This window comes from Microbacterium pullorum, from assembly GCF_014836535.1.
GTDB classification, from domain to species: domain Bacteria; phylum Actinomycetota; class Actinomycetes; order Actinomycetales; family Microbacteriaceae; genus Microbacterium; species Microbacterium pullorum.
Genome location: NZ_JACSQP010000002.1, coordinates 338,951 through 364,339, shown reverse-complemented (window position 1 = coordinate 364,339; position 25,389 = coordinate 338,951). Strand labels below are relative to the sequence as shown.

Sequence of the window (25,389 nt, the reverse complement as noted above, 5' to 3'; positions counted from 1 at the left end):
GATACGTGCTGGAAATGCTACGCGACCCAGCAGGAGTGAAGCAAACCCGTTGTGGCCTCGGCGACCGTGGGAACGGTTTCGGTGAAGGCGACGGCCGTGCCGCCTTCGACCTCGTGCTCCACGACGCGCCAGCCCACCACGCCGTGTTCCTCGTCCTGCGCCTCCAGTGCGCACGCGACGGTGCCGTCGGTCGGGGCGACGACCTGGAAGGTGATCGTGACGGTGCGATCGTCGACGATGGCGTAACCGGTGGCATCCGCATCGACCGAGGCCATGCTCGTGGCGACCGTCGACCAGCCCAGCGCCACCGTGGCGGCCAGGCCGACGACGCCGACGATGATCCACCACGCACGTGTCGCGCGGCGGGACGTGCGTCGGCCGTACCGCTCGTCCAGCAGCGCCTGCTGCGTCGTCATGTGTGTCTCCGTGAGATTAGGCTTGATCCAAGGTTAGGCGCTCCGGCGCGGAACGAGGTTTCTCCCATGCATGCTGCGATCGACATCTTCGCTGTGATCGCGGCGTCGGTGCCGACTCCGCAGTCCACCGTCGACCCCGAACTGGTCACCCCCGGGCCTGCGGGCTTCGTCGCCATCGCGCTCATCACGGTCGCCGTCATCCTGCTCGTGTGGGACATGCTGCGCCGCGTGCGTCGTGGCCGGTATCGGGACGAGGTGCGAGAGGACCTCGATGCGCAGGAGCGCGAGCGCACCGGCGACGTCGGCGGCCCGGATGACACCGGAGCACCCCGCTCCTGATCAGCCCGCGTGGTAGGCCGGGTGCAGGGCGATGAGTAGGCACGCCGCCCAGTGGCAGAGGAACGCCAGCACGGTGCACACGTGGAAGATCTCGTGGAACCCGAAGTGGCCCGGCCACGGGTTGGGCTTCTTCATCGCGTAGACCACGGCACCGCCGGTGTACAGCAATCCGCCGATGACCACGAGCACCATCATGGCCACGTTGGCCTGCAGCAGGTCGCCGAGGTACATCACCGCGGCCCAGCCGAGCACGAGATACAGCGCCACGTACAGCCAGCGCGGTGCGTCGATCCAGAAGACGCGGAACAGGATGCCGAGGATCGCGCCGCCCCACACCAGCGACAGCAGCAGCACGGCCTTATCGGTGGGCAGCGCCAGCACCGCGATCGGGGTGTAGGTGCCGGCGATGAGCAGCAGGATGTTCGCGTGGTCGATGCGCTTGAGCACCGCCAACGTACGGGGCTGCCAGTTGAAGCGGTGGTACAGGGCGGAGTTGCCGAACAGCAGCAGCGACGTGAGCATGAACACCGCCGAGGCCCACTTGGCGGGAGCCCCCTGTGCGACGCTGATCAGCACGATCCCCGCGGCGATCGCGACGGGGAAGGTGGCGGCGTGGATCCAGCCGCGCCACGTGGGTTTCAGTTCGACGTGGGCGCTGATGGCGCCGGCGTCGATGAGCGGCAGTTCGGGCATGTGAGCGCCCTCTGATCTGATGCGTCGCGACACGCCTCCAGCCTAACCGTCGCCGTATGCCGTCGTCGGTTCGCACGTGCGGTCGAGCCGGAGCGATAGCGTTAGGGGGTGAGCATGCGCGGGGCGAACGAGGGGCGCGGCCTTCTCTATCGGTTGTACATCTCCCGCCTGCGCCGTCAGCTCGCCGGGGCGACCGTGCCGCACCACGTTGCGATGATGATCGACGGCAACCGCCGCTGGGCGCGTCAGCTGGGCTACGCCAGTGCCGCGCAGGGTCATCGCGCGGGAGCGGCGAAGATGCACGAGTTCCTGCGGTGGTGCGACGACCTGGGCATCCCGGTGGTCTCGCTCTACCTCCTGTCCACCGACAATCTGCGCAAACGCGACTCGCAGGAGCTCGCCGACCTCATCGAGATCATCGCCGAGCTGGCGGAAGAGCTCTCGCACGAGCCGGGATGGCGGGTGCGCCCGGTCGGTCGCACCGACCTGCTGCCGGCGGAGCTCGCCCGCGTGCTGGCCGACGTCGACGAGCGCACCCGCGACAACACCGGTCTGCACGTGAACCTGGCGGTCGGCTACGGCGGGCGCAGCGAGATCGTGGATGCCGTGCGCAGCATCATCGCCCAGCACGACGAGAACGGCGGGTCGCTCGAAGAGCTCGCCGCCAGCCTCACGCCCGAGCAGATCGGGGAGCACCTGTACACCGGGGGACAGCCCGACCCCGACCTCGTCATCCGCACGTCGGGGGAGCAGCGGCTGAGCGACTTCTTGCTGTGGCAGTCGGCCCACAGCGAGTTCTACTTCGTCGAGGCGCTCGGACCCGACCTGCGCGAAGTCGACTTCCTGCGCGCCATCCGCGATTATGCGACCCGGGATCGGCGTTTCGGCGGCTGACCGGTCATGCGACCGGGCGGCCCGCCGTGAGACAATGGTGAGGTGACCGGGCTGGAGTCGTATCTTGATTCGTTCGACGCGGAGCCGGGGTACCTCGACTGGGCCGCGTTCGGGCCGCTTTCCCCCTCGGTGCGCGCCGAGGCGCAGGCCGACGCGGAACTGCTGGGAGCGGGGCGCACGAGCGGCATAGACCTCGTGTTCGCGCGTGCCGACGAAGCGCGTGCGCTGCTGGCGGAGCTGCTGGACACCACCGTCGAGCACGTCACCCTGCAGGCGTCGACGTCGCACGGGCTGCAGCAGGCGATCTACGGCCTCTCCGGCGGCATTCTGATCTCGTCGCGGGAGTTCCCGAGCCTCACCGTCACCGCACAGCGCGCGAGCGCGCTCGGCGGCGCGGAACCGTACTGGTTCGACCCCGCCGGCGGGTTCGTCACGCCCGAAGCCGTGCGCGACGCGCTCACCGACGACATCACCGCCGTCGCCGTCAGCCTCGTCGACTACCGCACCGGCTATGTCGCCGACCTGACCGCGCTGCGCGATGTCATCGGCGACCGGCTGCTCATCGTCGACGCCATGCAGGGCTTCGGTGTCGTGGATGCCGACTACAGCGCCGCGGACGTGGTCTGCGCCAACGGCTACAAGTGGCTGCGCGCGGGGCGCGGCACGGGCTTCGCGTCGTTCTCCGACCGGGCCGTGCAGCGCATCTCGCCGGTGCTGTCGGGGTTCACCGCCGCGGGCGGAGTGATGGGGTCTTTTCCGGTGGCAGCGCCCGTCGAGGGCGCGCAGGCCTTCGCCGTGACTGCGCCCGACCACCTCGCCGCCGCCCGCCTGGCAACCGCGTTGCGGGAGGTGCGCGACGCCGGGGTCGCCCGCATCGCCGAGATCGTCCGCGGCCGGGCGAGCGACATCGCCGCGGTGGCCGAGGAGTACGGTCTTCCGGTGGTCACCCCGCGTGACCCGCAGCGCCACGCCGGCATCGTCTCCCTCTCGCCCTCACCCGACGACACCGCGCCCCTGGCCGCGGCGATGGTCAATCACGCGGTGGCGGTGTCGCTGCGTTCGGGACTCGTGCGCATCGGCGCCCACGCCGGCAACGGCGCGGAGTCGCTGCGGATGCTGACCGACGCGCTGGCCGAGTTCGCCGGTTCCCGCCGGATCTGACCAGAACGTCATCTCACCGTCACACACCCCGGGCGTGTCGGTAACCGTCGCGTGGGCCACGCGACGTACCTTGTTGCCAGCGGGCAAGGCGCCCGTCCGAGTCGGCCTGAACGACCGCGACTCGTGGCCCATGGTCGACTCGTGACTGCCGGGAGGACACCCGGGTCGGGAGTGGGTTGTGACCACACGAGCACCACACATGCAGCAGAGCCGGAGCGCACACGCCGGCATCACGGACGACCAGGATCTGCGCACCTACGTGCTCGACACGTCGGTGCTGCTGAGTGATCCGCGCGCGTTCTTCCGCTTCGCCGAGCACTCCGTCGTCATCCCCGTCGTCGTCATCACCGAGCTCGAGGGCAAACGCCACGACCCGGAGATCGGGTACTTCGCGAGGCAGGCGCTGCGTCACCTCGACGAGCTGCGCGTCGAGCACGGCCGACTCGACTTCCCGGTGCCGGTCGGCACCGGCGGGACGCTGCGGGTGGAGCTGACCAACACCGACCCCACGGTGCTTCCTGCAGGAATGCGCCTCGGCGACAACGACACCCGCATCCTCGCCGTCGCGATGCACATCGCGCAGGAAGGTCAGCAGGTCACGGTCGTGTCCAAGGATCTCCCGATGCGTGTCAAAGCCGCCTCGCTGGGCATTCCGGCGGAGGAGTACCTGGCCGAGCAGGCGGTGGACTCGGGGTGGACGGGCATCGCCACCCTCGACGTCTCCGGCGACGACCTGAGCGACCTCTACGAGACCGAGGTGGCCACGAGCGACGCCGTCACGGGGCTTCCGGTGAACACCGGGCTCATCATCCACTCCGAACGCGGATCCGGTCTCGGGCGGGTGACCGGCGACGGCGGCTACCGGCTGGTGCGCGGCGACCGGGAGGTGTTCGGACTGCACGGCCGCTCCGCGGAGCAGCGCATCGCGATCGACCTGCTGCTGGATCCCGAGGTGGGGATCGTCTCGCTCGGTGGACGTGCCGGCACCGGTAAATCGGCGCTGGCGCTGTGCGCCGGACTCGAGGCGGTGCTGGAGCGGCAGCAGCAGAAGCGCATCATCGTCTTCCGCCCGCTGTTCGCCGTGGGTGGGCAGGAACTCGGCTACCTGCCCGGCGACCAGCAGGAGAAGATGGGCCCGTGGGGGCAGGCGGTGTTCGACACGCTCGGCTCGATCGTCTCGGCCAACGTGGTCGAAGAGGTCATCGCGCGCGGCATCCTCGAGGTGCTGCCGCTCACCCACATCCGGGGACGGTCGCTCCACGACGCCTTCGTGATCGTCGACGAGGCGCAGTCGCTCGAGCGCAACGTGCTGCTGACGGTGCTGAGTCGGGTGGGGCAGAACTCCCGCGTCGTGCTCACCCACGACGTCGGGCAACGCGACAACCTGCGCGTCGGCCGCCACGACGGCGTCGCCTCGGTGATCGAGACGCTCAAGGGCCACGACCTGTTCGGGCACGTCACACTGATGCGCTCGGAGCGGTCGGCCATCGCGGCGCTGGTGACCGACTTGCTGGAGTCGGGGGAGCTCAGTTGATGAGGATTGAGCAGAATGAGAACAATCTCATGGCTTAGGGGTCCCATCTGCCGCTCACATGCGTGACCATAGGGGTACCGCAGAAGCGGAAGCGCGAAGACCCCCAGCTTCGCCCCACGAGAACCCCCGGCGCCTCAGGCCCGGGGGTTCTCGGCATTGGCGGGAGCATCAGGTGCCGCGCGGGCGGTCACTCCCAGCGGTAGCCGGCACCGCGCACGGTGCTGATGCGCTCGGGGCCGAACTTCGAACGCAGGTAGCGCACGTAGACGTCCACGACGTTGGAGCCCGGATCGAAGTCGAGGCCCCAGACGCGGCTGAGGAGCGTCTCACGGCTGAGCACCTCGCCGGCGTTGCGCAGGAACTGCTCGGCCAGGGCGAACTCCCGCGCCGACAGATCCACCTCGCGGTCGTTGATCGTGGCGCGGCGGGCGAGCACATCGAGGGTGACGTCGCCGCGGGTGATGATGCCGGTGGCGGCCGCGCTCTCGCGCAGACGGGAGCGCACGCGGGCGAGCAGCTCGGCCACGACGAAGGGCTTGGAGACGTAGTCGTTCGCGCCGGCATCCAGCCCGTCGACGGTGTCCCGCGTGCCCGAGCGGGCGGTGAGGATGATGACGGGCACGGTCGACCCGTGGGCGCGCAGGCGCCGCAGCACCTCGAGGCCGTCCATGCCGGGAAGACCCACATCGAGCACCACCAGGTCGATGTCGGGCTCGACGGCGCGGGTGAGCGCATCGGGGCCGGTTTCGGCGACGACCACGTCGTGCCCCTCGGCCGTCAATGCGCGCCCGACCAGCGCGGCGATGTGAGGCTCGTCGTCGACGACCAGAATGCGCGTCATGCGCTTGCCTCTCTCTGCAACACAACATCGCCGGCCCGCACGGGCGCGGGGGCGGCGCCTCCCGTTCCCAGCGGCACGGCGATCGTGAAGGTCGCCCCGCCGCCGGGTGTGTCCGCAACAGTACAGTGACCGCCGTGCGCGCGGGCGATCGTATCCACGATCGCAAGTCCCAAGCCCGAACCGCCGACGCTGCGCTTGCCGGCGGCGCGGTCGAAACGGCGGAAGATGCGGTGCCGTGACGCAGGGGGGATGCCGGGGCCGTGGTCCCGCACCCACAGCTGTGCGCCGTCGGCGTGCAGGGCGCTGCCGATCTCGACCGACGAACCGTCGGGGGTGTATTTGGCGGCGTTGTCGGCCAGCTGCAGCCAGGCCTGCAGCAGGCGGTCACGGTCGCCTCGGATGCGCCCGACGGCGCGGTGCTCCACCGTCCAGCCGTGACCGGGGATGACCGACACCAGCTCGCTCACCCGCTGGGTGAGCGCGGCGAGATCGATGATCGAGAACGAGTACGAGTCGCCCTCGACCGCGGCGAGCAGGTCGATGTCGTTGACCAGCCGGGTCATGCGATCCAGCTCCGCGATGCCGATGTCGCGTACCGCGGCGACATCGGCGGGGTCATCGGGCTTCATCGTCTCGAGGTGGCCGCGCACGATCGTGATGGGGGTCTTCAGCTCGTGACGCACGTCGTCGAGCAGCCGACGCTGCGCATCGAAGGACGCCTCCCGCTGCTCGGCGGGGTCGCCCTCGACGGCAGGTGCGTCGGCGGTGGGCTGCGCGGCCAGCCAGTACGCGACACCCACCGCCGCGAGGCCGACGATCGCCGACACCGCGTACGCGCCGATCGCGAGGGCCAGCCGCGCGGGCTGCACCTCGCCGCCGAGGGTGAAGATCAGAATGGTCGCGGCACCGGCCATCACGAAGCCGGCCCCGGCGACCCCGAGGATGATCCCCAGGATGCGGCGCTGCGCGCGGCCGTGCCGTGGCGTGCGGTTCACTCTCCGATTATCAACCCGGGCGGGTCATCGAGAGCAGGTCGAGTTTCTCGTCGAGCTGCGCCTCGGTGAGCTCGCCGCGTTCGACGTACCCGAGTTCGATGACGGCTTCGCGCACCGTGATGCCACGGGACACGGCGTGCTTGGCGATCTTGGCCGCCGCTTCGTAGCCGATGAGCTTGTTCAGCGGAGTGACGATCGACGGCGACATGCCCGCGAACGCGGCCGAGCGCTCGAGGTCGGCCTGCAGGCCGTCGATGGTCTTGTCGGCGAGCACCCGCATCGCGTTGGACAGCAGCCGGATCGATTCGAGCAGCGCGGTGCCCATCACCGGGATGGCGACGTTGAGCTCGAACGAGCCCGAGGCGCCCGCCCATGCGACGGTGGCGTCGTTGCCGATCACCCGGGCGCACACCATGAGCGTCGCTTCGGGGACGACCGGGTTGACCTTGCCGGGCATGATCGACGAACCGGGCTGCAGGTCGGGGATGTGCAGCTCCCCGAGACCGGTGTTGGGGCCGGAGCCCATCCAGCGCAGGTCGTTGTTGATCTTCGTCAGCGACACCGCGATGGTGCGCAGGGCACCGGAGGCCTCGACCAGCGCGTCACGGTTGGCCTGCGCCTCGAAGTGGTCCTTGGCCTCGGTGATCGGCAGCTCCGTCTCGGATGCCAGCAGCTCGATGACCTTCTGCGGAAACCCGAGCGGCGTGTTGATGCCGGTGCCGACGGCGGTGCCGCCCAGCGGCACCTCGCCGACGCGGGGGAGGACGGCCTCCACGCGCTCGATGCCGAGGCGGATCTGGCGTGCATAGCCGCCGAACTCCTGGCCGAGGGTGACGGGCGTGGCATCCATCAGGTGGGTGCGCCCGGACTTCACGGCGTCCTTCCACAGCTCGGCCTTGGCCTCGAGGGCGACCGCGAGGTGGTCCAGCGCCGGGATGAGGTCGTCGATGAGCGCCTGCGTGACGGCGATGTGCACGGAGGTCGGGAAGACGTCGTTGGACGACTGCGAGGCGTTGACATGGTCGTTGGGGTGCACCGTGGCGCCGAGCTTGGCGGTCGCCAGGTTCGCGAGCACCTCGTTCATGTTCATGTTCGACGACGTGCCGCTGCCGGTCTGGTAGGTGTCCACCGGGAAATGCTCGTCGTACCGACCCGTGATGACGTCGTCGGCGGCCGCGGCGATCGCGTCGGCGATGGCACCGTCGAGGGTGCCGAGCTGCTTGTTGGCCAGCGCCGCCGCTTTCTTGATGCGCGCGAGGGCTGCGATCTGGGTCGACTCCAGGCCGGTGCCCGAGATCGGGAAGTTCTCGACGGCACGCTGCGTCTGGGCGGCGTACAGCGCATGCTTGGGCACCCGCACCTCGCCCATCGTGTCGTGTTCGATCCGGTATTCGGTCTCTGCCATGGCGGTCACGTCCTCGTTTCCTTGCTCGAAATTCTGGTCAGGCGTCGGCGACGACCGCGCCCACGATCACGTCGGGGACGGCCGTGCCTTCGGACAGGCGGTAGTTGGCGCCGACGATCGCGACGCGTCCCTCGGCGATGGCTTCGCTGATGAGCTCCGACGACTGCAGGAGCCCGGCGATGGTCTCGCGCAGGTGCTCGCGACCCACATGGTCGGCGTCGACGGTCTCGGGCGTGAGGCCGGCCTCCTTGCCGTCGCGCAGCACGCGCCGCACGGCGGGCACGATGGGCGCGATCTGGCGCCACACGTGCACGGGGAGGGTGGGGGCATCCATCGAGGTGGAGTCGATCGCGGCGCGCACCGCGCCACACGCGTCATGGCCGAGCACGACGATCAGCGGCACCTCGAGCACCGCGACGGCGTACTCGAGGCTGCCGACGACGGACTCCGAGATGACCTGACCGGCGTTGCGGATGACGAACAGGTCGCCCAGACCCTCGTCGAAGATGATCTCGGCTGCCAGACGCGAGTCGGAGCAGCCGAACAGGGCCGCACGGGGGAACTGCGAGCCGGCGGTCTCGTGACGGCGCTCGACGTTCTGACGGGGATGCCGCGGCTCGCCTGCCACGAAGCGGGCGTTGCCCAGCTGCATCTCATCCCAGGCCTGCTGCGGGGTGGGACGCGGCGTCGTTTCGGTCACGGGTTCTCCTCGCGTAGGGTGCGCACGTCGTCCGCGAGGCTCGCGGCTACCACGGCGGCGGTGTCGGCGTCGGTGGCGCCGTAGATCATGACGGTGTCGGCGCCGGCGGGGGTGCTCAGCGCATACGAGATGTTCGCGTTCGACGACGGGTCGGAGATCTCGTACACGGTCCACTCGATGCCGTCGATCGTGGTGGTGTCGGTCGCCGAGCGGCCCGACAGCATGCGCGAGGTCCAGGCGGCGTCGGCGTCGAAGCCCTGTGCGACGTTGACGAAGCCGCGCTGCGGGGCGTAGACCACGGTCCAGGCGCGGGTCGCCCCGTCGCCGTCGACGGTGGCGCGGTTGACCGTCCAGTCGTCGGGCGCGTCGGGAACGACCACGGTGCGGTCCAGCGATGCCGCCACCTCGGCGGCCTCGGTGGCGACGTCGATGGGCTCGGCGGGCGGTATGGCACCACGCGGGACGCCGAAGACGATCACGAGCACGACCGCGAGGGTCACCAGGAGAGCGGCGACCAGGTTGCGGGTGGTGCGGCTGGTGCGGTGCACCCGCGAGGACTCGGCTTTGCGGGCCGCCGTCTCCTCGGGCGTCTCGGGGCGGCCGAGTTCGGCGACGATGCGCGGGGAGGAGGCCATCACGATGCCTCGGGCGCCTGCGCGTCGGAGCGGGCGGCGTCGAGGCGTCGCTTGGCGCCGAGCAGCCACTGCTCGCAGTGGGCGGCGAGGGCCTCGCCACGCACCCAGAGGGCCAGCGATTGCTCGAGGGTCGGTGCGCCCTGTTCGAGTTCGGCGACGACGCGCACGAGCTCGTCGCGGGCCTGCTCGAAGGAGAGGGCGGCGACGTCGTCGGGGGTCGCGGCGTCGCTGGCAGTCATGCCGTCCATCTTAGATCGCCCCTTCCGGCAGCCCTGCCGCGGCGGACTCCGCGGTTTCGCCCTGCGACTCGGCGGTGAAGGAGCCGCGCCCGACCGTCACGGTCACGCCGGCGCCCGCCGGCGCCTGTGCCGCGTCGCGCACGATCACGCCGTCGGCCAGATGCGCGATGGCGTAGCCGCGGGACAGAGTGGCGGCGGGGGAGAGGGCGCGCAGCGACGCGCGCAGCTCTGCGGTCGTGCGCATCGCGGCATCCACCCGACGGTCGACGATGTCCCGGCCGCGGGAGGCGTGGAACCAGACCTCCTGCGCGCGGGTGGTGAGCATGGTCTCGGGGTCGCGCAGCACGGGGCGCGAGCGCAGCTGCTGCAGCTGGGCGATGTCGTGCCCGACCCGCTGGGTGAGGCGGGAGCCGGCGCGCGAGCGCAGCTGGCGCACCAGTGCGCGCTGCTCGGCCACATCGGGGACGATGCGTTTGGCTGCGTCGGTGGGGGTGGAGGCGCGCAGGTCCGCCACGTCGTCGAGCAGCGGATGGTCGTTCTCGTGCCCGATGGCGCTGACGACCGGGGTCGATGCCGCGGCCACGGCGCGCAGCAGCTTCTCGTCGCTGAAGCCGAGGAGGGTCTGCGGGTCGCCGCCCCCGCGCGCGATCACGATGACGTCGACATCGGGGTCGGCGTCGAGCGTCTGCAGTGCGGCGATCGTCTCGGGTGCGCACCGCTCGCCCTGCACGGCGACGTGCACGGTGCGGAAGCTGACCGCCGGCCAGCGCAGCTCTGCGTTGCGGTGCACGTCCTTCTCGGCGTCGCTGCGCTCACCGGTGATGAGCCCGATGCGATGCGGCAGGAAGGGCAGGGGCCGCTTGCGGGACGCATCGAAGAGCCCCTCGGTGCGCAGCTTGACTCGCAGGCGCTCGAGCTGGGCGAGCTGCTCGCCGAGGCCCACGTGCTTCATGCCGGAGACGATGAAGCTGAAGTCGCCGGTCTTGACGTAGAACTCGCTCTTGACGCACGCCACGACGTGGTCGCCGGACTTCAGGTCGGCGGGGATGCGCTGGCGGGTCGACGACCAGAGCCGAAACGACAGCGAGGCGTCGGAGGAGAGATCCTTCAAACGGCCGAACACGTTGCCGCCGCGCACGTTCCACGACGTGATCTCGCCCTCGACCCACACCGCGCCCCATTTCTGCACGAAGTCGCGGATGGTCTCGTTGAGGCGCGAAACCGAGGTCGGAGCCTCGGGTGTCGACGACCCGGGATGCACGGCATCGGCGGGTGGTACCTGCCCCGGCGCGGGTTCGAACGTGGTCATATGTCTCTTCCCTCGCGGTGACCGGCCGATGCTCAGCCACCGGCTCCTAGACTCAAGGGGTGAGCACCTCAGCCATTCGACTGCCCATGCCTCGTATCCCGGGGCGGCGTGGCCTTCTCCAGGATAAGCCGGTGGCCGGACACAAGCGGGTCCTGCTGGCCGCCCCGCGTGGTTACTGCGCGGGAGTGGACCGCGCCGTCATCGCTGTGGAGAAGGCGCTGGAACGCTACGGGGCGCCGGTGTACGTGCGCAAGCAGATCGTGCACAACATCCACGTCGTGACCGAGCTCGAGGAGAAGGGCGCGATCTTCGTCGAAGAGGTCGACGAGGTCCCCCCGGGGTCGCACGTCGTCTTCAGCGCGCACGGTGTGTCGCCGGCCGTGGTGGCTGCGGCATCCGATCGCGATCTCCAGGCGATCGACGCGACCTGCCCGCTGGTGACGAAGGTGCACCGCGAGGCGGTGCGTTTCGCACGCGACGACTTCGAGATCCTGCTGATCGGTCACGACGGTCACGAAGAGGTCGAGGGCACCGCCGGCGAGGCCCCCGATCACGTCACCGTCGTCAACTCGCCCGCGCACGCGGACAGCGTCGAGGTGCGCGACCCGTCGAAGGTCGTCTGGCTCTCGCAGACGACGCTCTCGGTCGACGAGACCATGGAGACGGTGCGGCGACTGCGCGAGCGGTTCCCCGAGCTGCAGGATCCGCCGTCGGATGACATCTGCTATGCCACCCAGAACCGTCAGGTGGCCATCAAGAAGGTCGCCGTCGGCGCGGATCTGGTGATCGTCGTCGGCTCGGCGAACTCGTCCAACAGCGTGCGGCTGGTGGAAGTCGCCCTCGAGTACGGCGCGAAGGCGGCGTACCGGGTCGACTACGCCCACGAGATCAAGCAGGAATGGCTCGACGGTGTCGAGACGGTCGGGGTCACCAGCGGCGCCTCGGTGCCGGAGGTGCTCGTGCAGGAGGTGCTCGAGGACCTCGCCGGCGCGGGTTACCGCGACGTGCAGGAGGTGCGCACGGCCGAGGAAGACCTCATCTTCTCGCTGCCCAAGGAGCTGCGCCAGGATTCCTCCGGCAAGCGCGACGACCGTGCCCTGGGCGGCCGGGTACGCCCATGAGCGAGGCCGAACCGCGACCGCGCCCGCAGTACGGCGAGTACGCGACACCCGAGGAGCAGCGGGCACGCATCGCACACCCGTACGCCACCGACGCCCTGTCGGCCGGGGTCGCCCCCGAGACCGTGGCGCCCGCCTACAGCGGCCCGGTAGCCCCGGCGACCACCTCGGCGGCACGCCCGACGCGCACCGCCGACCGCATCATCACTTTCGTGCTGCTCGGTTACGGGCTGCTGACCGTGCTCGTGTCGGCACCGCAGATGATCGACGTCGCGGCGTTCGCCCAGACGCTCTTCCAGACCCTGGGTGTCGACGCCGTCATGTCGGATCCGGCCGGGTTGCGCGGTTGGGGCATCGCCGGTGCCGCGGTGATCGTGGTCGGCTGGCTGCTCACGGCGTGGCTGTCGTGGCGGAGCCTGGCCGCGCGCCGGCTGACCTGGTGGATTCCGCTGGTCGGCGGCATCGTGTTCAACTTCTTCTCGGGCACGCTCATGGTGGTCCTCATCATGAGCGACCCTGCCGCATGGGAGGCCCTGCAGCGCACGCTCGGCGGGTGACCGCCCGGGCCGTTCCCGCGCCGCCGGGAACCCCGCGCCGGGCCGTTCCCGCCCCGAGCCCCGCGCGGCGCCGTTCCCGCCCGCCGCGGGGCCGTCCCCGCCCCGCGCGGGGCTGCTCCGGTGTCACGAATGGCTAGTGTCACCGCGGACGATTGTGCGAACGCGGCACGCGACGCGCGCGCGTGCGCGGCCGCCGCGGGAACAGCGTCTCGGCGTCGGCGAGCTCCTCGTCGGTGGCGATGCGGAAGGCGCCGGCGGCTTCGGTCACGACTTCTCGCCGGCCCTGCCCGCGCGTGGCGCGGAGGCTCCAGACGATCGACACCGTGATGATCGTGGCCACCACGGCCAGGCTGACGGTGGTGGGAATGTAGAAGACGTCGAGGAGCATCATCTTGATGCCCACCCAGATCAGCACGAACGCGAGTCCGACCTTGAGGTACACGAAGCGGTGGATCAGGTCGGCCAGGAGGAAGTACATCGCGCGGAGCCCGAGGATCGCGAAGGCGTTGGCGGTGAACACCAGGAAGGGCTCACTGGTGACGGCGAAGATCGCCGGGATGGAGTCGACCGCGAAGACGATGTCGGTCAGCTCCACCAGCACCAGCACGGCCAGCAGCGGTGTGGCCACCACGATCCCGGCTCGGCGGATCAGGAACCTCTGCCCGTGGTAGGCGTCGGTCATCGGCACGAACCGACGGAACAATTTCAGGACCTTCGACTTCTCGGGGTGGACGTGATCGTTGCGGGAGCGGAACATGCGCCACCCGGTGTAGATCAGGAACGCGGCGAACAGATACAGAACCCAGGAGAAGTTCGCGATGAGTGCGGCGCCCGCAGCGATGAAGATGCCTCGGAAGATCAGCGCGCCCACCACGCCGAGGAAAAGCACCCGATGCTGGTACTGCCGCGGTACCGCGAAGGCGGCGAAGATGATCGCCCAGACGAAGACGTTGTCCACCGCGAGAGACTTCTCGATGAGGTAGCCGGCGAAGTATTGCTGCCCGAACTCCGCCCCCCACACCGACCACACCAGCACCCCGAATGCCACTCCCAGGGCGACCCAGACGATCGACCAGGCCGCGGCCTCCCGCACCCCGATCACGTGCGCATGGCGATGAGCGATCAGGTCGACCGCGAGCATCACCAGGATCACTCCCAGGACAGCGAACCAGGTCCACAACGGCACATTCATGACAAAGACCTCCACGATCTCTCGTGAAGGTCTCATCGGCCTCAGCGGCCCCTCCGTACCGGATCCCTCGGCGGGATCGTAGTGACGATACGGAAGCGGGATTACTCCCCTTCTCGCTTCATGGAACAGCACACGGCCGATCCGGGTCAAGTCGGCCCGGCCGAGTATCGGCTGGGCAGATGCTGTGCAAACGTGTCGCGCCGGGGGCGGCAACTGCACAGCATGGAGCGCAAGCGCTGACGTTGCGCGTATCAGGGATACCTGTCGACTGCTGTCGCGCTCCACTACGTTGAATCGAGGTGAGCCGGGAAGTCTGGTCGGCGGGCCACGCGAGACGTGGTGCTGGTCACCCCATCCCCGGAAGGCAGACATGACGAGCGCGCAAGACGATCACCGGCAACGCCGCAGCCGAGTGAAATCGGTGTGGCGCGCCATCGACCAGGCGATTCGTCGCTCCGCGGCTCAGGCGTCAGTGGCGATCTTCGTCGCCGCGGCCGTCTTGTTCTCCGGTCTGCTCGCGCTGCCGATCGCTGCTGCCGATGGGCGGCCCGTCCCGGTGGCGGACGCCATCTTCACCGCCGTATCCGCGATCACGGTCACCGGCCTCACCACGATCGAGACGGCGACGGCGTGGTCACCGTTCGGGCTCGGCGTCATCCTCGTCGCCATCGAAGTCGGCGGACTGGGCGTCATCACGATCGCGCTCTTCCTCGCCCGGGCGGTCACGCGCCGGTTGGGGCTCGGCGGTCGGATCTTCGCTCAGCAGAACATCGGCGCCCCCGAGCTCGGGGAGGTGCGGCGCCTGCTGGGGATCGTGGTCGGAACGACCCTCACCATCCAAGGGGTGCTCGCCCTCCTCCTCGCCCCGCCCTTCATCGCGGCCGAAGGTTGGGCGATCGGGCTGTGGCATGCGCTGTTCTACGCGGTGTCGGCGTTCAACAACGCCGGCTTCACGACGCACGTCGGAGGGCTCGCCGTCTTCGAGGGCAATCTCTTCGTTCTCGTCCCCATCGCCGTCGGCGTCTTCGTCGGTTCATTCGGGTTTCCGGTGTTCTTGAACCTCATCAAGAACCGGTGGGACCGAGCCCACTGGACTCTGCACACCAAACTCACCTTGTCCACGACGCTGCTCCTACTCGTGGTCGGCGCGACCGCATGGACCGCGTCGGAGTGGGGCAACGTCGACACCATCGGTGAGATGAATGTGGGGGAGAAGATCTTCAACGGGCTGTTCGCCTCGACGATGATGCGCTCCGGCGGCTTCGCCATCACCGACACCGCGGCATCCACCACCACCACGCTGCTTCTCAGCGACGCGCTGATGTTCATCGGGGGTGGGTCAGCGTCCACCGCTGGTGGCATCAAGGTGACGACCCTCGCGATCCTCTTCCTCGCGATCGTCGCTGAGGCACGCGGCACGAAAGACGTCCGCGTGGCGCGACGCACGATTCCCGACAGCAGCCTGCGTGTCGCCATCAGCGTCACCTTCCTCGGCGCAACGCTCGTCCTCGCCGCGACGACACTGATCACCCTCACCCACGACGCGCCCCTCGACCGCATCCTCTTCGAGGTGATCTCCGCCTTCGCGACCTGCGGGCTTTCCGTGGGCCTGTCGGCCGAACTCGACACCTTCGGAAAGATGGTGCTGTCGGTGCTCATGCTGGCCGGGCGGATCGGCCCCATCGGGCTGGCATCGGCGCTCGCGATCCGCCACAAGAACGTGCTCTACACCTACGCCACCGAGCGGCCGATCATCGGGTGAGTTCCGCCCTAGTGACCCTGCCGCAGGGAGGCCCCGCGTCGCACGCTCTGCGGGTGACCGCGCGGTCCGTCCCACCCCGGCGCGGGGCCGTTCCGGTGTCGCGAATGGCGGGTGCTGCCGCGGCCGACTGTGCGGACGCGACACACGAACCGCCCGCCCCGCGGGACGCCACCCCGCGGGAGGCCGCCCCGCGGCACGCCACCCCGCGGGAGGCCGCCCCGCGGGGCGCCGCGCAGCGCCGTTCCGGTGTCGCGAAGGGCGGATGCCGCGGCGCGCGACCGTGCGCTAGTGACACTCGAGCAGCTCGCAGCTCGCAGGTCGCAGGTCGCAGCTCGCAGCGGGCGGCGGCCGCACGGGTGGAGGCGATGACCGTAGGCTGAGCGGATGCCGCGCCTGATCGCCGTCTGCTCCGTGCACGCCCTCCGTCCCGACGCGGGCGCGGTCGGCGTGACGGCGATCGACAAGCGTCCGATCGACGGGCCGGTGCGCATCGGACCGTACGGCGTCTATGCCGACGTGCAGGCGAGTCGCAAGCATCACGGCGGCCTCGACAAAGCCGTCTACGCGTACGCGCAGGAAGACGCCGAGTACTGGGAGGGCGAGCTCGGACGTCCACTCGACCCCGGATTCTTCGGCGAGAACCTGCGGACCACCGGCATGGATGTCAACGCGGCGCGCATCGGCGAGCGGTGGCGGGTGGGCGAGACCGTGGTTCTCGAAGTGACCATGCCCCGCACCCCCTGTCAGACGTTTGCGCGGTGGGTCGGGGGAGCGGACGAGCGGGGCTGGGTGAAGCGGTTCGCCGACGCCCAGCGCCTCGGACCCTACCTGCGGGTCGTCAAGAGCGGCCCCGTGCGCGCGGGCGATCCCATCGACGTGCTCGCCGCCGAGCCGGGCGCACCGACCATCATCGATGTCTTCCGTGGCCCCTGACCCGGCGGCGTGACGCCGTGGGCGGCCCGGTCAGCCTGCGTTTCCCGAGACCGCCGCGAGCAGGTCGGCGATAGGCGCTGACAGTCCCGCGCGCACCTGACGCGATATCTCGTCCGCGAGCACCTCGTCGGCGCCGTTGCTCAGCCCCTCGTAGATGTCGCGCACGACGTCGGCCGGCTCGTTCAGCTGACCGGTCATGCCCTGCGTCATCGGGGTGCGGGTGTAGGCAAGGTACGCACCCAGCACGTGCACGCCACTGGCGGCGAGGTCGAGCCGCAGCACGTTGGTGGCCGACGAGAGGGCGGCCTTGGAGACGCTGTAGGAGTTCGCGGTGGGCAGCCAGCTGATCACCGATGCGACGTTGACCACGCCTGCGGACTCGGCGGCGCGAAGCGCCGGGGCGAAGGCGCGTGTCATCGCCACCGGTCCGAACAGGTTCGTCTCCATGGACTGGCGCAGTTCGTCTTCGGGGCCGTCGATCAGCGACTGGCCACGGTAGAGGCCGGCGTTGTTCACCAGGATCGTGACGTCGCCGGCTGCCGTGGCGGCCGCAGCGATCGACGCGGGGTCCGTGACGTCCAAGACGAGTGGGATCACGCGGGAGTCATCCCACTCGCGCGGATTGCGGGCGGCTGCGTAGACGCGCGAGGCGCCTGACGACAGGGCCTGGCGGACGAACTCCGTGCCGAGTCCGCCGTTCGCGCCGGTGACGAGGACGACGCTGTTGTCAATGGTGACCATCGTGATGGGGTTCCTTCTGGATGCTGTCGGGTGGGGGTCTGCGAAGTGTGTGGGCGCCGCGGGGCTATCGAGGGGCGGCATCGGCCGGGGCGCCGCCGACGCCGTGCAGCAGAGTGTCGATCACGAGGGTCGCCAGCGCGACGGCGTCGATCTCCGCAGCAGGCGGGCACGCATCGATCGCTTCTCGCATGAGGGCGTAGTACACCTGGCGCACCCAGGTCAGGGAGGCGTCAGGTGCGATGTACCCGGCATCCTGCACACGCTGGAGCAGCGTGAGAGTCCCGGCGTTGATCTCGTCCCAGATCTCCATCGCCGCGCTGGTGTCGGCGAGCGGGTTGCCGAGGGTGAAGCGCCACCGGCTCTTGCATTCGAGTACGGCTGCGGTGACCCGGTGGACCGCGACGAAGGGGGGAGCAGCATCGGGATGGGCATCGGCGATCGCGTCGGCGAGCTCGCTCTTGGCGGCGATCGCCAAGGCATCCAGGATCGCCTGTCTGCTGGCGAACCGGCGGTGCACCGTGGTCCTGGTCAGTCCCGCCGCCTCGGCGATCTGCTCCACGGAGGCGTTCGGATTCACTGCGAGCACCTTTTCGGCTGCGCGCAGGATCTGCTGGACGCTGCGTTCCGCGTCTGCTCGTAAGGCTTTTGCCATGGACTGTCTCCCTCGTCCAATAACCGTAACACGCAGGTCGCGGATAAAGATCAAATTGATACAGTCTTGTCACATATAGACCCGGCATCGGATCCGAGTCCACAAGGAGAAACCCATGACTGCCACTCCCGTCACCGTGATGATGGACATCCCGCTGCGCGCCGGCGTGAACGATATCGACGCCGTCTTCCTCCGGGACCTGCCCGCCACTCGGGCCTTCCCCGGCAACCGGGGCACCGAGGTCGTTGCGGAGGACTCCCGGCCTGACCACCTCGTCATGATCACCCGCTGGGAGAGCAGGGCGGCCTACGACGCATACTCCGCGTGGCGAGGAACTCCGGAAGGCAGGACCCACCTCGGCGAGATCGTGGCCGGCCCCCCGACGTTCCGCGTCTTCCACTCGCGGCTGCAGTTCTGACGCCCACCGTGAGACGCGGAACGCCCCGACCTGTGTGGTCGGGGCGTTCCGTTTGCGCGGCTGAGTGGTGTCAGGCTGCGAGAGACTTGCCGGCCGAGCCGAGCTGCTGCGTGGCCTCGACGACGCGGGCGGCCATCGCCGTCTCAGCGACCTTGCCCCAGGCGCGGGGGTCGTAGGCCTTCTTGTTGCCCACCTCGCCGTCGATCTTCAGGACGCCGTCGTAGTTCTGGAACATGAAGCCGGCGACCGAGCGCGTGAAGGCGTACTGCGTGTCGGTGTCGATGTTCATCTTGACCACGCCGTTGGACACCGCGAGGGCGATCTCTTCGGGGGTCGAGCCGCTGCCGCCGTGGAAGACGAGGTCCAGCGGCTTGGGGCCGGTGCCGAACTTGGCGGCGATGCCCTCCTGGATCTCACCCAGCAGCTCGGGCTTGAGCTTGACGTTGCCCGGCTTGTACACGCCGTGCACGTTGCCGAAGGTGAGCGCGGCGATCCAGCGGCCGGCGTCGCCGAGACCGAGCGCCTCGACGACCTGGGCGACGTCACCGGTGGTGGTGTACAGGGCGTCGTTGGTGCCCTCGTGCTTGACGCCGTCTTCTTCGCCGCCGACGACACCGATCTCGACCTCGAGGATGGCGTTGATGTTCTTCATGCGCGGCAGGAGCTGCTTGGCGATCTCGATGTTCTCCGCCAGCGGCACCGCGGAGCCGTCCCACATGTGGGACTGGAAGATGGGGTTGCGGCCGGCCTTGACCTCTTCTTCGGATGCCGCGACGAGCGGAAGCAGGAAGTTCTCCAGCGCAGGCTGGGGGCAGTGGTCGGTGTGCAGGGCCACGGTGATGGGGTAGTTCTTCGCCACCTCGGTGACGAACTTCGCCATGGCGATCGCGCCGGTGGCACGGCCCTTGACGGTGTGGCCGGCGAAGTAGTCGGCACCGCCGGTGGTGACCTGGATGATGCCGTCGGAGCCGGCTTCGGTCAGGCCCTGCAGCACGGCGTTGATCGACTGCGAGCTGGCGGCGTTGATGGCCGGGTATGCGAAGCCGCCGGACTTCGCGCGGTCCAGCATCTCGGCGTACTGGTCGGGGGTTGCGACGGGCATGTCTGCTCCTATGAGTCGGCGGGTGTTCAGATTCCACTCTAGCGAAGGGGGTCTCGCTCGGTCCGGGGGGTGGCCGTGCGAATTCGCCACGCCGGTGCACATATCCACAGCGAAAGAAGTGCGATTCCTTCGCTTGGCGCGGGGTGAAACAACCCGGTGGCGACAGAGGGGCGCACGTAGGCTTGCGCGCATGGTGAGTCTGACCGCGGATATGAGCCCCTTGCACCCCGATCGCAACCTGGCGCTGGAGTTGGTGCGCGCGACCGAGGCGGCCGCGATCCGCTCGGTGCCCTTCATCGGCCGAGGCCAGAAGGAGCTCGCCGACGGCGCCGCGGTCGACGCGATGCGCGCGTTCCTGTCCACGGTGAACTTCGACGGCGTGATCGTGATCGGTGAGGGTGAGAAGGACAACGCCCCCATGCTGTTCAACGGTGAGAACGTCGGCACCGGACGCGGCCCGCAGTGCGACGTGGCCGTCGACCCGATCGACGGCACGTCGCTGACGGCTGCCGGCCGCAACAACGCGCTGTCGGTGCTGGCCGTGTCGGACCGGGGCACCATGCTCGACGCATCGAGCGTGTTCTACATGGACAAGCTCGTCACCGGCCCCGCCGGGGTGGGGGTCGTCGACATCCGGCTCCCGATCGGCGAGAACATCCGGTTGCTTGCCAAGGCGCTGGGCAAACCGGTCGACGAGATCGTGGTGTCGGTGCTGCACCGCCCGCGTCACGACGATCTGATCGATCAGATCCGCGAAGCCGGGGCCGGAACCCGACTGATGAGCGACGGCGACGTCGCCGGCGGCATCAACGCCGCCCGCCACAACGCCCGCACCGACATGTGCGTCGGCATCGGCGGCAGCCCGGAGGGCATCGTCACGGCCTGCGCCATCAAGGCGCTCGGTGGTCACATCCAGGGTCGCCTGTGGCCGCGGGATGACGACGAGAAGCAGAAGGGCGCCGATGCCGGGCTCAAGGTCGACGGCGAGGTCTACGAGGCCGACGATCTGGTGCGTGGCAAGAACACGATCTTCGTCGCGACGGGCGTGACCAACGGCGAGCTGGTCGCGGGCGTGCGCCGGGAGGGTGGGTTCGTCTACAGCGAGTCGGTCGTCATCCGCAGCGCGTCGGGGACCCTGCGCCGCATCAACTCCGAGCACCTCACCTCGAAGTGGCTCTGATCAGGGATTACACCGCGCAGACGCAGTCGTGATCGTGCTGTGACCGTTCTCCCGGCGTGGGGTCTGGCACAATGGGTTCCGGTGTCGAAGACGATGCACTTCATCGTTCCGAGTCCCGAGGGGATCCCCGTATGAGCACTCAGGCACATGGCCGCCCGGTCACGCAGCCGGTCGTCGTATCGACCGACCCGGCACGTCGCCCAGATGTTCTGTTCCGCCGCCGCACGCCCGAGGGTCACCAGGTGAGTGCGTGGTGGATGATCGGCGCGTTCCTCGGCGTATCGGTCGGCATCATCGGCCTGATGACGCTCGTTCCCGGCGGTTTCTGACGCGCAGGGCTTCAGTGGTGGCGTTCGCGCCGCCGTGCGCGCGTCGCCGCAGATCGGTTGATCAGGCGTCGCCCTCTGTCGCGACGCGTTCCCGCACCGCGCCGAGATCGGCGGTGAGCGTCGCGTCGTCGGCGACGAACTCCGCCGCGGTGAGCCGTCGCGGTGCGCTGGTGATGGCCGCCGGTGCCGTCACGGCATCGAGCTTGGTCTCGTCGACCCCGGGGAAGCGGCGCGCCGTGACGAGTACGCGACTTTCGAGCGATCCGATGAGCTTGTTGTAGGTGTCGACGGTGCGCTCGATCGCACGGCGCAGATCGTCGGCGTGCCCGGTGAGAGAGCCGAGACGTTCGTACAGCTGTGTGCCGAGGGTGAGCAGCTCGCGCGCCTCCTGGGAGACGTCTTGCTGCGTCCACGTGTAGGCGACGGTCTTGAGGACGGCCCACAGGTTGACCGGGGACGCCATGGCTACCCGCTTGCCGAACGCGTGGTCGAGCAGCGACGGATCCTGTGCGAGAGCGGCGGACAGCAGTGACTCGCTCGGCACGAAGCAGATGACGAATTCGGGGCTGGCGTCGAGGCCCGCCCAGTAGGCCTTCTTCGCGAGCGCGTCGACGTGCGCGCGTACGGCTTTGACATGCTTGTCGAGCAGCGCGCTGCGGCGCGCGCCCTCCTCACCCTGCGCCGTCTCGGGGATGGTGCTGGCTTCGAGGTAGGCGTCGAGCGGCACCTTCGCGTCGAGCGCCAGTGCCTTGCCGCCGGGCAGGCGGATGATCATGTCGGGACGGCCCGCCCCGGCATCCGAGGTGATCGACGCCTGCAGATCGAAGTCGACGTAGCGGGTGAGGCCCGCCGACTCGACGATGCGCCGCAGCTGCGTCTCACCCCACACCCCGCGCGTGGCGTTGGAACGGAGTGCCCCGGCGAGGGACTCGGTGGTGGAACGCAGTGCCTCGTCGGACTCCTGCGCGCGGCGCAGCTGCTCGGCCAGCGACCCGTACTGCAGCTGCCGGTCGCGTTCGAGCTCCTCGACCTTCTGCTGCATCGACGACAGCGACTCCTGCACGGGGGCGAGGGCGCGCAGCACCGACTGTTCGCGGCGCTCGCGTTCGTCGCGCATCGCCTGCTCGGCGCGGGCCTGCAGACTCAGCTCCCGTTGCAGGGTGCGCTGCTGCTCGAGCTGGGCCGACAGGGTGTCGCGTGCCGTCTCAGCGGTGGCGGCGCGCTCGACGAGCGCGGCACGCTCACGTGCGCCTCGCTCGCTCGCCCGCGCGGACCCCGCGAACCAGCCAGCCAGCACACCCACGATGAGGGCGGCAAGCAGAAGGAAGAGGGTTGCGGCATCCATGGTCACAGCGTGCCACCGGGCACCGACATCGGGGGTGCGACGCTCAGGCGACGGCGACGACGGCCACCGCGGCCGCGCCCGCCGCGGGGACCTCCGCCACCGGGAACGAGGGCACGGGCTCGGGCGTCGGGATCTGCCCGACCCGCAGGCCCAGCGCGGCGGCCAGGTCGGTGATCTCGTCGACACCCGCCCGCGCGGCGGCGTCGATCATGATGTGCGCGCACGCGAGGGCATCGGCGGTGGCGTCGTGGTGGGGGAAGTCGAGGAACCCCACCGCGGCGGCCACAGAAGGCAGGCGGTAGGAGTCGAGCTCGTAGGTCTTGCGCGCGACCTGCAGGCTGCAGACGTAGCGGTACGGCGGGCAGGCGTCGGCGGTGACCTCGCACGCGCGACGCAGCACGGTCATGTCGAAGCCGGCGTTGTGGGCGACGAGCACGTCGTCGCCGACGAACGCGGCGATGTCGACGAGCTGGGCCGACCAGGTCTTGGCGTCGACGACGTCTTCAGCGCGAATGCCGTGGATGCCGGTGTTGATGCTGAAGAAGCGGTCATGGCCCGGCGGCGGCTGGATGAGCCAGCCGGCGGTGGCGACGACTTCGCCGCCGCGTACCCGCGTGAGGCCGACGGCGCAGGCTGAGGCGCTGGAGGAGTTCGCCGTCTCGAAGTCGATCGCGGTGAAGTCCAAAGGCACGCCTCCAGCCTCACCCGGAGGTTCGCCGGGGCAGGGCAAGGCGCGCCGCGCTCGCACGAATCGGTCGCACCACGCACCACCGCAGCGTTCGTCGGAGCCGCACGGTCGGTGGTCTCGCCGGGCCCCGCGTAGACTCGATGCCCGTGGCTCTTACCATCGGAATCGTCGGACTGCCCAACGTCGGCAAGTCCACCCTCTTCAACGCACTGACCAAGAACAACGTGCTCGCGGCGAACTATCCCTTCGCAACGATCGAGCCGAACGTCGGCGTGGTGAGTCTGCCCGATCCGCGGCTCGAGAAGCTCGCCGAGGTGTTCCACTCCGAGCGGATCCTGCCCGCGACGGTGTCGTTCGTCGACATCGCCGGCATCGTGCGCGGCGCGAGCGAGGGGGAGGGGCTGGGCAACCAGTTCCTCGCCAACATCCGCGAGGCCGACGCGATCGCCCAGGTGGTGCGCGGCTTCGTCGACGAGGACGTCGTGCACGTCGAGGGTGCCATCAACCCCAAGAACGACCTCGAGACGATCAACGCCGAGCTGATGCTCGCCGACCTGCAGACCCTCGAGAAGGCGATCCCGCGACTCGAGAAAGAGGTCAAGGGCAAGAAGGCCGACCCGGCGACCGTCGAGACCGCAGTGGCGGCGAAGGATGCGCTGGAGCGCGGCATCCTGCTCTCGCAGTCGGGCATCGATCTTGCGCCGATCCGCGAACTGGGCCTGCTGACGGCGAAGCCCTACATCTACGTCTTCAACGTGGACGAATCGGTGTTGACGGATGCCGCGCGCAAGGCCGAGCTCGAAGCTCTGGTCGCCCCGGCGCACGCCGTGTTCCTCGACGCCAAGATCGAGTCCGAGCTGATCGACCTCGACCCCGAGGATGCCGCCGAGCTGCTGGCATCCACCGGTCAGGACGAGTCGGGCCTCGACCAGCTCGCGCGCATCGGCTTCGACACGCTGGGCCTGCAGACCTACCTGACGGCGGGTCCGAAGGAGGCGCGCGCCTGGACGATCCCCAAGGGAGCGAAGGCGCCGCAGGCGGCCGGTGTGATCCACACCGACTTCGAGAAGGGCTTCATCAAGGCCGAGGTCATTTCGTTCGACGACCTGATCGAGACGGGCTCCGTGCTGGAGGCCCGCGCCAAGGGCAAGGCGCGGCTCGAGGGCAAGGAGTACGTCATGCAGGACGGCGACGTCGTGGAGTTCCGCCACAGTTAGGCAGTTCTCTCCAGCACGGCTTGTCCGTCGTCTGCGCTGGCCCGCGCGGGTCAGTCGGAGGATGGAGGTTCCCTTGAGGTACTACCACGCAGTTGACTGCTCATTGAGTACTCAATAGTGTGGCGAGCATGAACAGAAGAGTCCATCGCCGGGGTGAGCTAGCTCTTAGTCAAGCCGCGGCTGCTGCAAAGGCGGGGGTAAGTCTCGCCACATGGCGACGGTGGGAAGAGAACCCCGACTCCGTGAGCACTCGGACGAGGCAGGCTTGTGAGCGCGTACTCGCCGAGGCACCGGACCTTTCGCCCGCGCTCGCCGAGATTGTTGCGGCGTTCGAGGGCGCGTGGGGCGAGCATCCGTCACTGACCCCTCGCCAGGCGTATGCGATTGCGTTGACGTTGGACATGTGGGCCGATGGTGATCTGCGGTCGTGGGTAGACGACCCTAGAGAGCCAATGCATGAAATTGGTCCTTTCGTGCATTTCGATCGCCGAGCCCTGTTTCGCATCGACGGTAACCGTGCGTGGGTGCAGTCAACTCGGGATCGCTGTTACGCAATCTCGCATGAGATCCAGCGCGGGATTCTGCCATTCAATCGGCCCGGGGCGTACATTGATGAGTTGCTCATCGCCGCAGCTTTGCGCGAGGCAGAAGCCTACTTGTCTGACATGCCCGAAATATTTGAGTCGATCATGGCGCGCGCAGCCGACGAGTCGGAGGACTCCTACAGCATCGGTGACGAAGACTGGGACTCTGTCAGTGACTGGTTTGATGACATCTGTCAGTGGGATGAATGGGAGGTTCTGGTCATGACGGGCCACCCGCTCGTGCCTGCCGTGCTCGATGCTCGTCATCCCTTCACGTGGTTTGATGTCGTTCCCGCGTCTGGTGCTGGGTACTTGCAGCGTCTGCAAGGCTTGGCCGTGGAGGATGACGAGTGATCGTTCGTGAGCAGGACGATAAGGTCCGCTTCGGAACGACATCTGGCCGGTCAAAA

Annotated in this window: 28 protein-coding genes; 13 read left to right on the top strand and 15 right to left on the bottom strand. The window is 69.0% G+C overall.

The window, feature by feature from the left end; genetic code table 11:
• Positions 1 to 17 precede the first annotated feature (17 nt).
• Positions 18 to 416 (bottom strand): DUF4307 domain-containing protein, encoded by a 399-nt coding sequence (locus tag H9651_RS04410; RefSeq protein WP_191717871.1) that lies wholly within the window; start codon positions 414 to 416, stop codon positions 18 to 20.
• A gap of 66 nt (positions 417 to 482) precedes the next feature.
• Here H9651_RS04410 and H9651_RS04405 point away from each other — a divergent pair, with 66 nt between their 5' ends.
• A complete protein-coding gene (locus tag H9651_RS04405; protein WP_191717870.1) occupies positions 483 to 755 on the top strand; it encodes a hypothetical protein in 273 nt (90 codons plus the stop codon).
• On the opposite strand, the gene trhA is transcribed toward H9651_RS04405, so the two are convergent.
• The gene (gene trhA, locus H9651_RS04400) at positions 756 to 1,448 is read right to left on the bottom strand and encodes a PAQR family membrane homeostasis protein TrhA (RefSeq protein WP_191717988.1); all 693 of its coding nucleotides are present in this window, start codon (positions 1,446 to 1,448) and stop codon (positions 756 to 758) included.
• A 114-nt stretch (positions 1,449 to 1,562) separates the two neighbouring features.
• Between trhA and H9651_RS04395 the strand changes: the two genes are divergently transcribed.
• From H9651_RS04395 to H9651_RS04385, 3 genes are all read left to right on the top strand, one after another.
• Positions 1,563 to 2,342, top strand: a complete 780-nt coding sequence (locus H9651_RS04395) for an isoprenyl transferase (protein WP_191717987.1) — start codon at positions 1,563 to 1,565, stop codon at positions 2,340 to 2,342.
• Between the two features lie 42 nt (positions 2,343 to 2,384).
• Positions 2,385 to 3,503 carry an aminotransferase class V-fold PLP-dependent enzyme gene (locus H9651_RS04390; protein WP_191717869.1) on the top strand — a complete coding sequence of 373 codons (1,119 nt, stop codon included), beginning with the start codon at positions 2,385 to 2,387 and terminating at the stop codon, positions 3,501 to 3,503.
• Between the two features lie 199 nt (positions 3,504 to 3,702).
• Positions 3,703 to 5,037, top strand: a complete 1,335-nt coding sequence (locus H9651_RS04385) for a PhoH family protein (RefSeq protein ID WP_191717868.1) — start codon at positions 3,703 to 3,705, stop codon at positions 5,035 to 5,037.
• Positions 5,038 to 5,224: 187 nt separating this feature from the next.
• Here H9651_RS04385 and H9651_RS04380 read toward each other — a convergent pair whose 3' ends face one another.
• Genes H9651_RS04380 through xseA form a run of 7 tightly spaced genes read right to left on the bottom strand, consistent with a single transcriptional unit; the run spans position 5,225 to position 11,161 of the window.
• Positions 5,225 to 5,878: a response regulator transcription factor gene (locus H9651_RS04380; RefSeq protein ID WP_191717867.1), complete on the bottom strand. Its 654-nt coding sequence runs from the start codon at positions 5,876 to 5,878 to the stop codon at positions 5,225 to 5,227.
• The gene (locus tag H9651_RS04375) at positions 5,875 to 6,873 is read right to left on the bottom strand and encodes a sensor histidine kinase (protein WP_318244753.1); all 999 of its coding nucleotides are present in this window, start codon (positions 6,871 to 6,873) and stop codon (positions 5,875 to 5,877) included. The genes H9651_RS04380 and H9651_RS04375 overlap by 4 nt, the downstream gene beginning before the upstream one ends.
• Before the next feature lie 10 nt (positions 6,874 to 6,883).
• Positions 6,884 to 8,278 (bottom strand): class II fumarate hydratase, encoded by a 1,395-nt coding sequence (locus tag H9651_RS04370; RefSeq protein WP_191717985.1) that lies wholly within the window; start codon positions 8,276 to 8,278, stop codon positions 6,884 to 6,886.
• Between the two features lie 37 nt (positions 8,279 to 8,315).
• Entirely contained in the window at positions 8,316 to 8,930 is a 615-nt protein-coding gene (locus tag H9651_RS04365; protein ID WP_191717984.1) for a carbonic anhydrase, read from the bottom strand.
• A gap of 44 nt (positions 8,931 to 8,974) precedes the next feature.
• A complete protein-coding gene (locus tag H9651_RS04360; protein ID WP_191717866.1) occupies positions 8,975 to 9,613 on the bottom strand; it encodes a DUF4245 family protein in 639 nt (212 codons plus the stop codon).
• Complete coding sequence (locus H9651_RS04355) at positions 9,613 to 9,861, bottom strand: exodeoxyribonuclease VII small subunit (protein WP_191717865.1); 249 nt, start codon at positions 9,859 to 9,861, stop codon at positions 9,613 to 9,615. Before H9651_RS04355 ends, H9651_RS04360 begins: the two co-directional genes overlap by 1 nt.
• Before the next feature lies 1 nt (position 9,862).
• Positions 9,863 to 11,161, bottom strand: a complete 1,299-nt coding sequence (gene xseA, locus H9651_RS04350; RefSeq protein WP_191717864.1) for an exodeoxyribonuclease VII large subunit — start codon at positions 11,159 to 11,161, stop codon at positions 9,863 to 9,865.
• Between the two features lie 86 nt (positions 11,162 to 11,247).
• Here xseA and H9651_RS04345 point away from each other — a divergent pair, with 86 nt between their 5' ends.
• Together H9651_RS04345 and H9651_RS04340 are read left to right on the top strand one after the other, a co-directional pair.
• On the top strand, positions 11,248 to 12,282 hold the full coding sequence (locus H9651_RS04345) for a 4-hydroxy-3-methylbut-2-enyl diphosphate reductase (RefSeq protein WP_191717983.1): 1,035 nt from the start codon (positions 11,248 to 11,250) through the stop codon (positions 12,280 to 12,282).
• Complete coding sequence (locus H9651_RS04340) at positions 12,279 to 12,836, top strand: DUF6264 family protein (protein WP_191717863.1); 558 nt, start codon at positions 12,279 to 12,281, stop codon at positions 12,834 to 12,836. Before H9651_RS04345 ends, H9651_RS04340 begins: the two co-directional genes overlap by 4 nt.
• Positions 12,837 to 12,975: 139 nt before the next feature.
• Here the strand turns inward: H9651_RS04340 and H9651_RS04335 are convergent, their stop codons facing one another.
• A complete protein-coding gene (locus H9651_RS04335) occupies positions 12,976 to 14,028 on the bottom strand; it encodes a TerC family protein (protein WP_191717862.1) in 1,053 nt (350 codons plus the stop codon).
• A 370-nt stretch (positions 14,029 to 14,398) separates the two neighbouring features.
• Between H9651_RS04335 and H9651_RS04330 the strand changes: the two genes are divergently transcribed.
• Both H9651_RS04330 and H9651_RS04325 read left to right on the top strand, forming a co-directional pair.
• Positions 14,399 to 15,790, top strand: coding sequence for a TrkH family potassium uptake protein (locus tag H9651_RS04330; protein WP_191717861.1), 1,392 nt, complete (start codon positions 14,399 to 14,401; stop codon positions 15,788 to 15,790).
• 384 nt (positions 15,791 to 16,174) lie between these two features.
• Positions 16,175 to 16,723: an MOSC domain-containing protein gene (locus tag H9651_RS04325; protein ID WP_191717860.1), complete on the top strand. Its 549-nt coding sequence runs from the start codon at positions 16,175 to 16,177 to the stop codon at positions 16,721 to 16,723.
• A gap of 30 nt (positions 16,724 to 16,753) precedes the next feature.
• Here the strand turns inward: H9651_RS04325 and H9651_RS04320 are convergent, their stop codons facing one another.
• Positions 16,754 to 17,464: an SDR family oxidoreductase gene (locus H9651_RS04320; RefSeq protein ID WP_191717859.1), complete on the bottom strand. Its 711-nt coding sequence runs from the start codon at positions 17,462 to 17,464 to the stop codon at positions 16,754 to 16,756.
• Between the two features lie 64 nt (positions 17,465 to 17,528).
• Positions 17,529 to 18,116, bottom strand: a complete 588-nt coding sequence (locus H9651_RS04315; RefSeq protein WP_191717858.1) for a TetR/AcrR family transcriptional regulator — start codon at positions 18,114 to 18,116, stop codon at positions 17,529 to 17,531.
• Between the two features lie 115 nt (positions 18,117 to 18,231).
• Here H9651_RS04315 and H9651_RS04310 point away from each other — a divergent pair, with 115 nt between their 5' ends.
• The gene (locus H9651_RS04310; protein WP_191717857.1) at positions 18,232 to 18,534 is read left to right on the top strand and encodes a putative quinol monooxygenase; all 303 of its coding nucleotides are present in this window, start codon (positions 18,232 to 18,234) and stop codon (positions 18,532 to 18,534) included.
• 70 nt (positions 18,535 to 18,604) lie between these two features.
• Here the strand turns inward: H9651_RS04310 and fbaA are convergent, their stop codons facing one another.
• A complete protein-coding gene (gene fbaA / locus H9651_RS04305) occupies positions 18,605 to 19,636 on the bottom strand; it encodes a class II fructose-bisphosphate aldolase (RefSeq protein WP_191717856.1) in 1,032 nt (343 codons plus the stop codon).
• 190 nt (positions 19,637 to 19,826) lie between these two features.
• Between fbaA and glpX the strand changes: the two genes are divergently transcribed.
• The gene (gene glpX / locus H9651_RS04300; RefSeq protein ID WP_191717855.1) at positions 19,827 to 20,816 is read left to right on the top strand and encodes a class II fructose-bisphosphatase; all 990 of its coding nucleotides are present in this window, start codon (positions 19,827 to 19,829) and stop codon (positions 20,814 to 20,816) included.
• 131 nt (positions 20,817 to 20,947) lie between these two features.
• Positions 20,948 to 21,145 carry a UDP-N-acetylmuramyl pentapeptide phosphotransferase gene (locus tag H9651_RS04295; RefSeq protein WP_191717854.1) on the top strand — a complete coding sequence of 66 codons (198 nt, stop codon included), beginning with the start codon at positions 20,948 to 20,950 and terminating at the stop codon, positions 21,143 to 21,145.
• Between the two features lie 61 nt (positions 21,146 to 21,206).
• On the opposite strand, the gene rmuC is transcribed toward H9651_RS04295, so the two are convergent.
• Both rmuC and H9651_RS04285 read right to left on the bottom strand, forming a co-directional pair.
• Positions 21,207 to 22,490 (bottom strand): DNA recombination protein RmuC, encoded by a 1,284-nt coding sequence (gene rmuC, locus H9651_RS04290; protein ID WP_191717853.1) that lies wholly within the window; start codon positions 22,488 to 22,490, stop codon positions 21,207 to 21,209.
• A gap of 43 nt (positions 22,491 to 22,533) precedes the next feature.
• A complete protein-coding gene (locus tag H9651_RS04285; RefSeq protein WP_191717852.1) occupies positions 22,534 to 23,181 on the bottom strand; it encodes an exonuclease domain-containing protein in 648 nt (215 codons plus the stop codon).
• A gap of 143 nt (positions 23,182 to 23,324) precedes the next feature.
• Here H9651_RS04285 and ychF point away from each other — a divergent pair, with 143 nt between their 5' ends.
• Positions 23,325 to 24,395: a redox-regulated ATPase YchF gene (gene ychF, locus H9651_RS04280; protein ID WP_191717851.1), complete on the top strand. Its 1,071-nt coding sequence runs from the start codon at positions 23,325 to 23,327 to the stop codon at positions 24,393 to 24,395.
• Between the two features lie 242 nt (positions 24,396 to 24,637).
• Complete coding sequence (locus H9651_RS04275; protein WP_191717850.1) at positions 24,638 to 25,333, top strand: hypothetical protein; 696 nt, start codon at positions 24,638 to 24,640, stop codon at positions 25,331 to 25,333.
• The last annotated feature ends 56 nt before the right edge of the window (positions 25,334 to 25,389 follow it).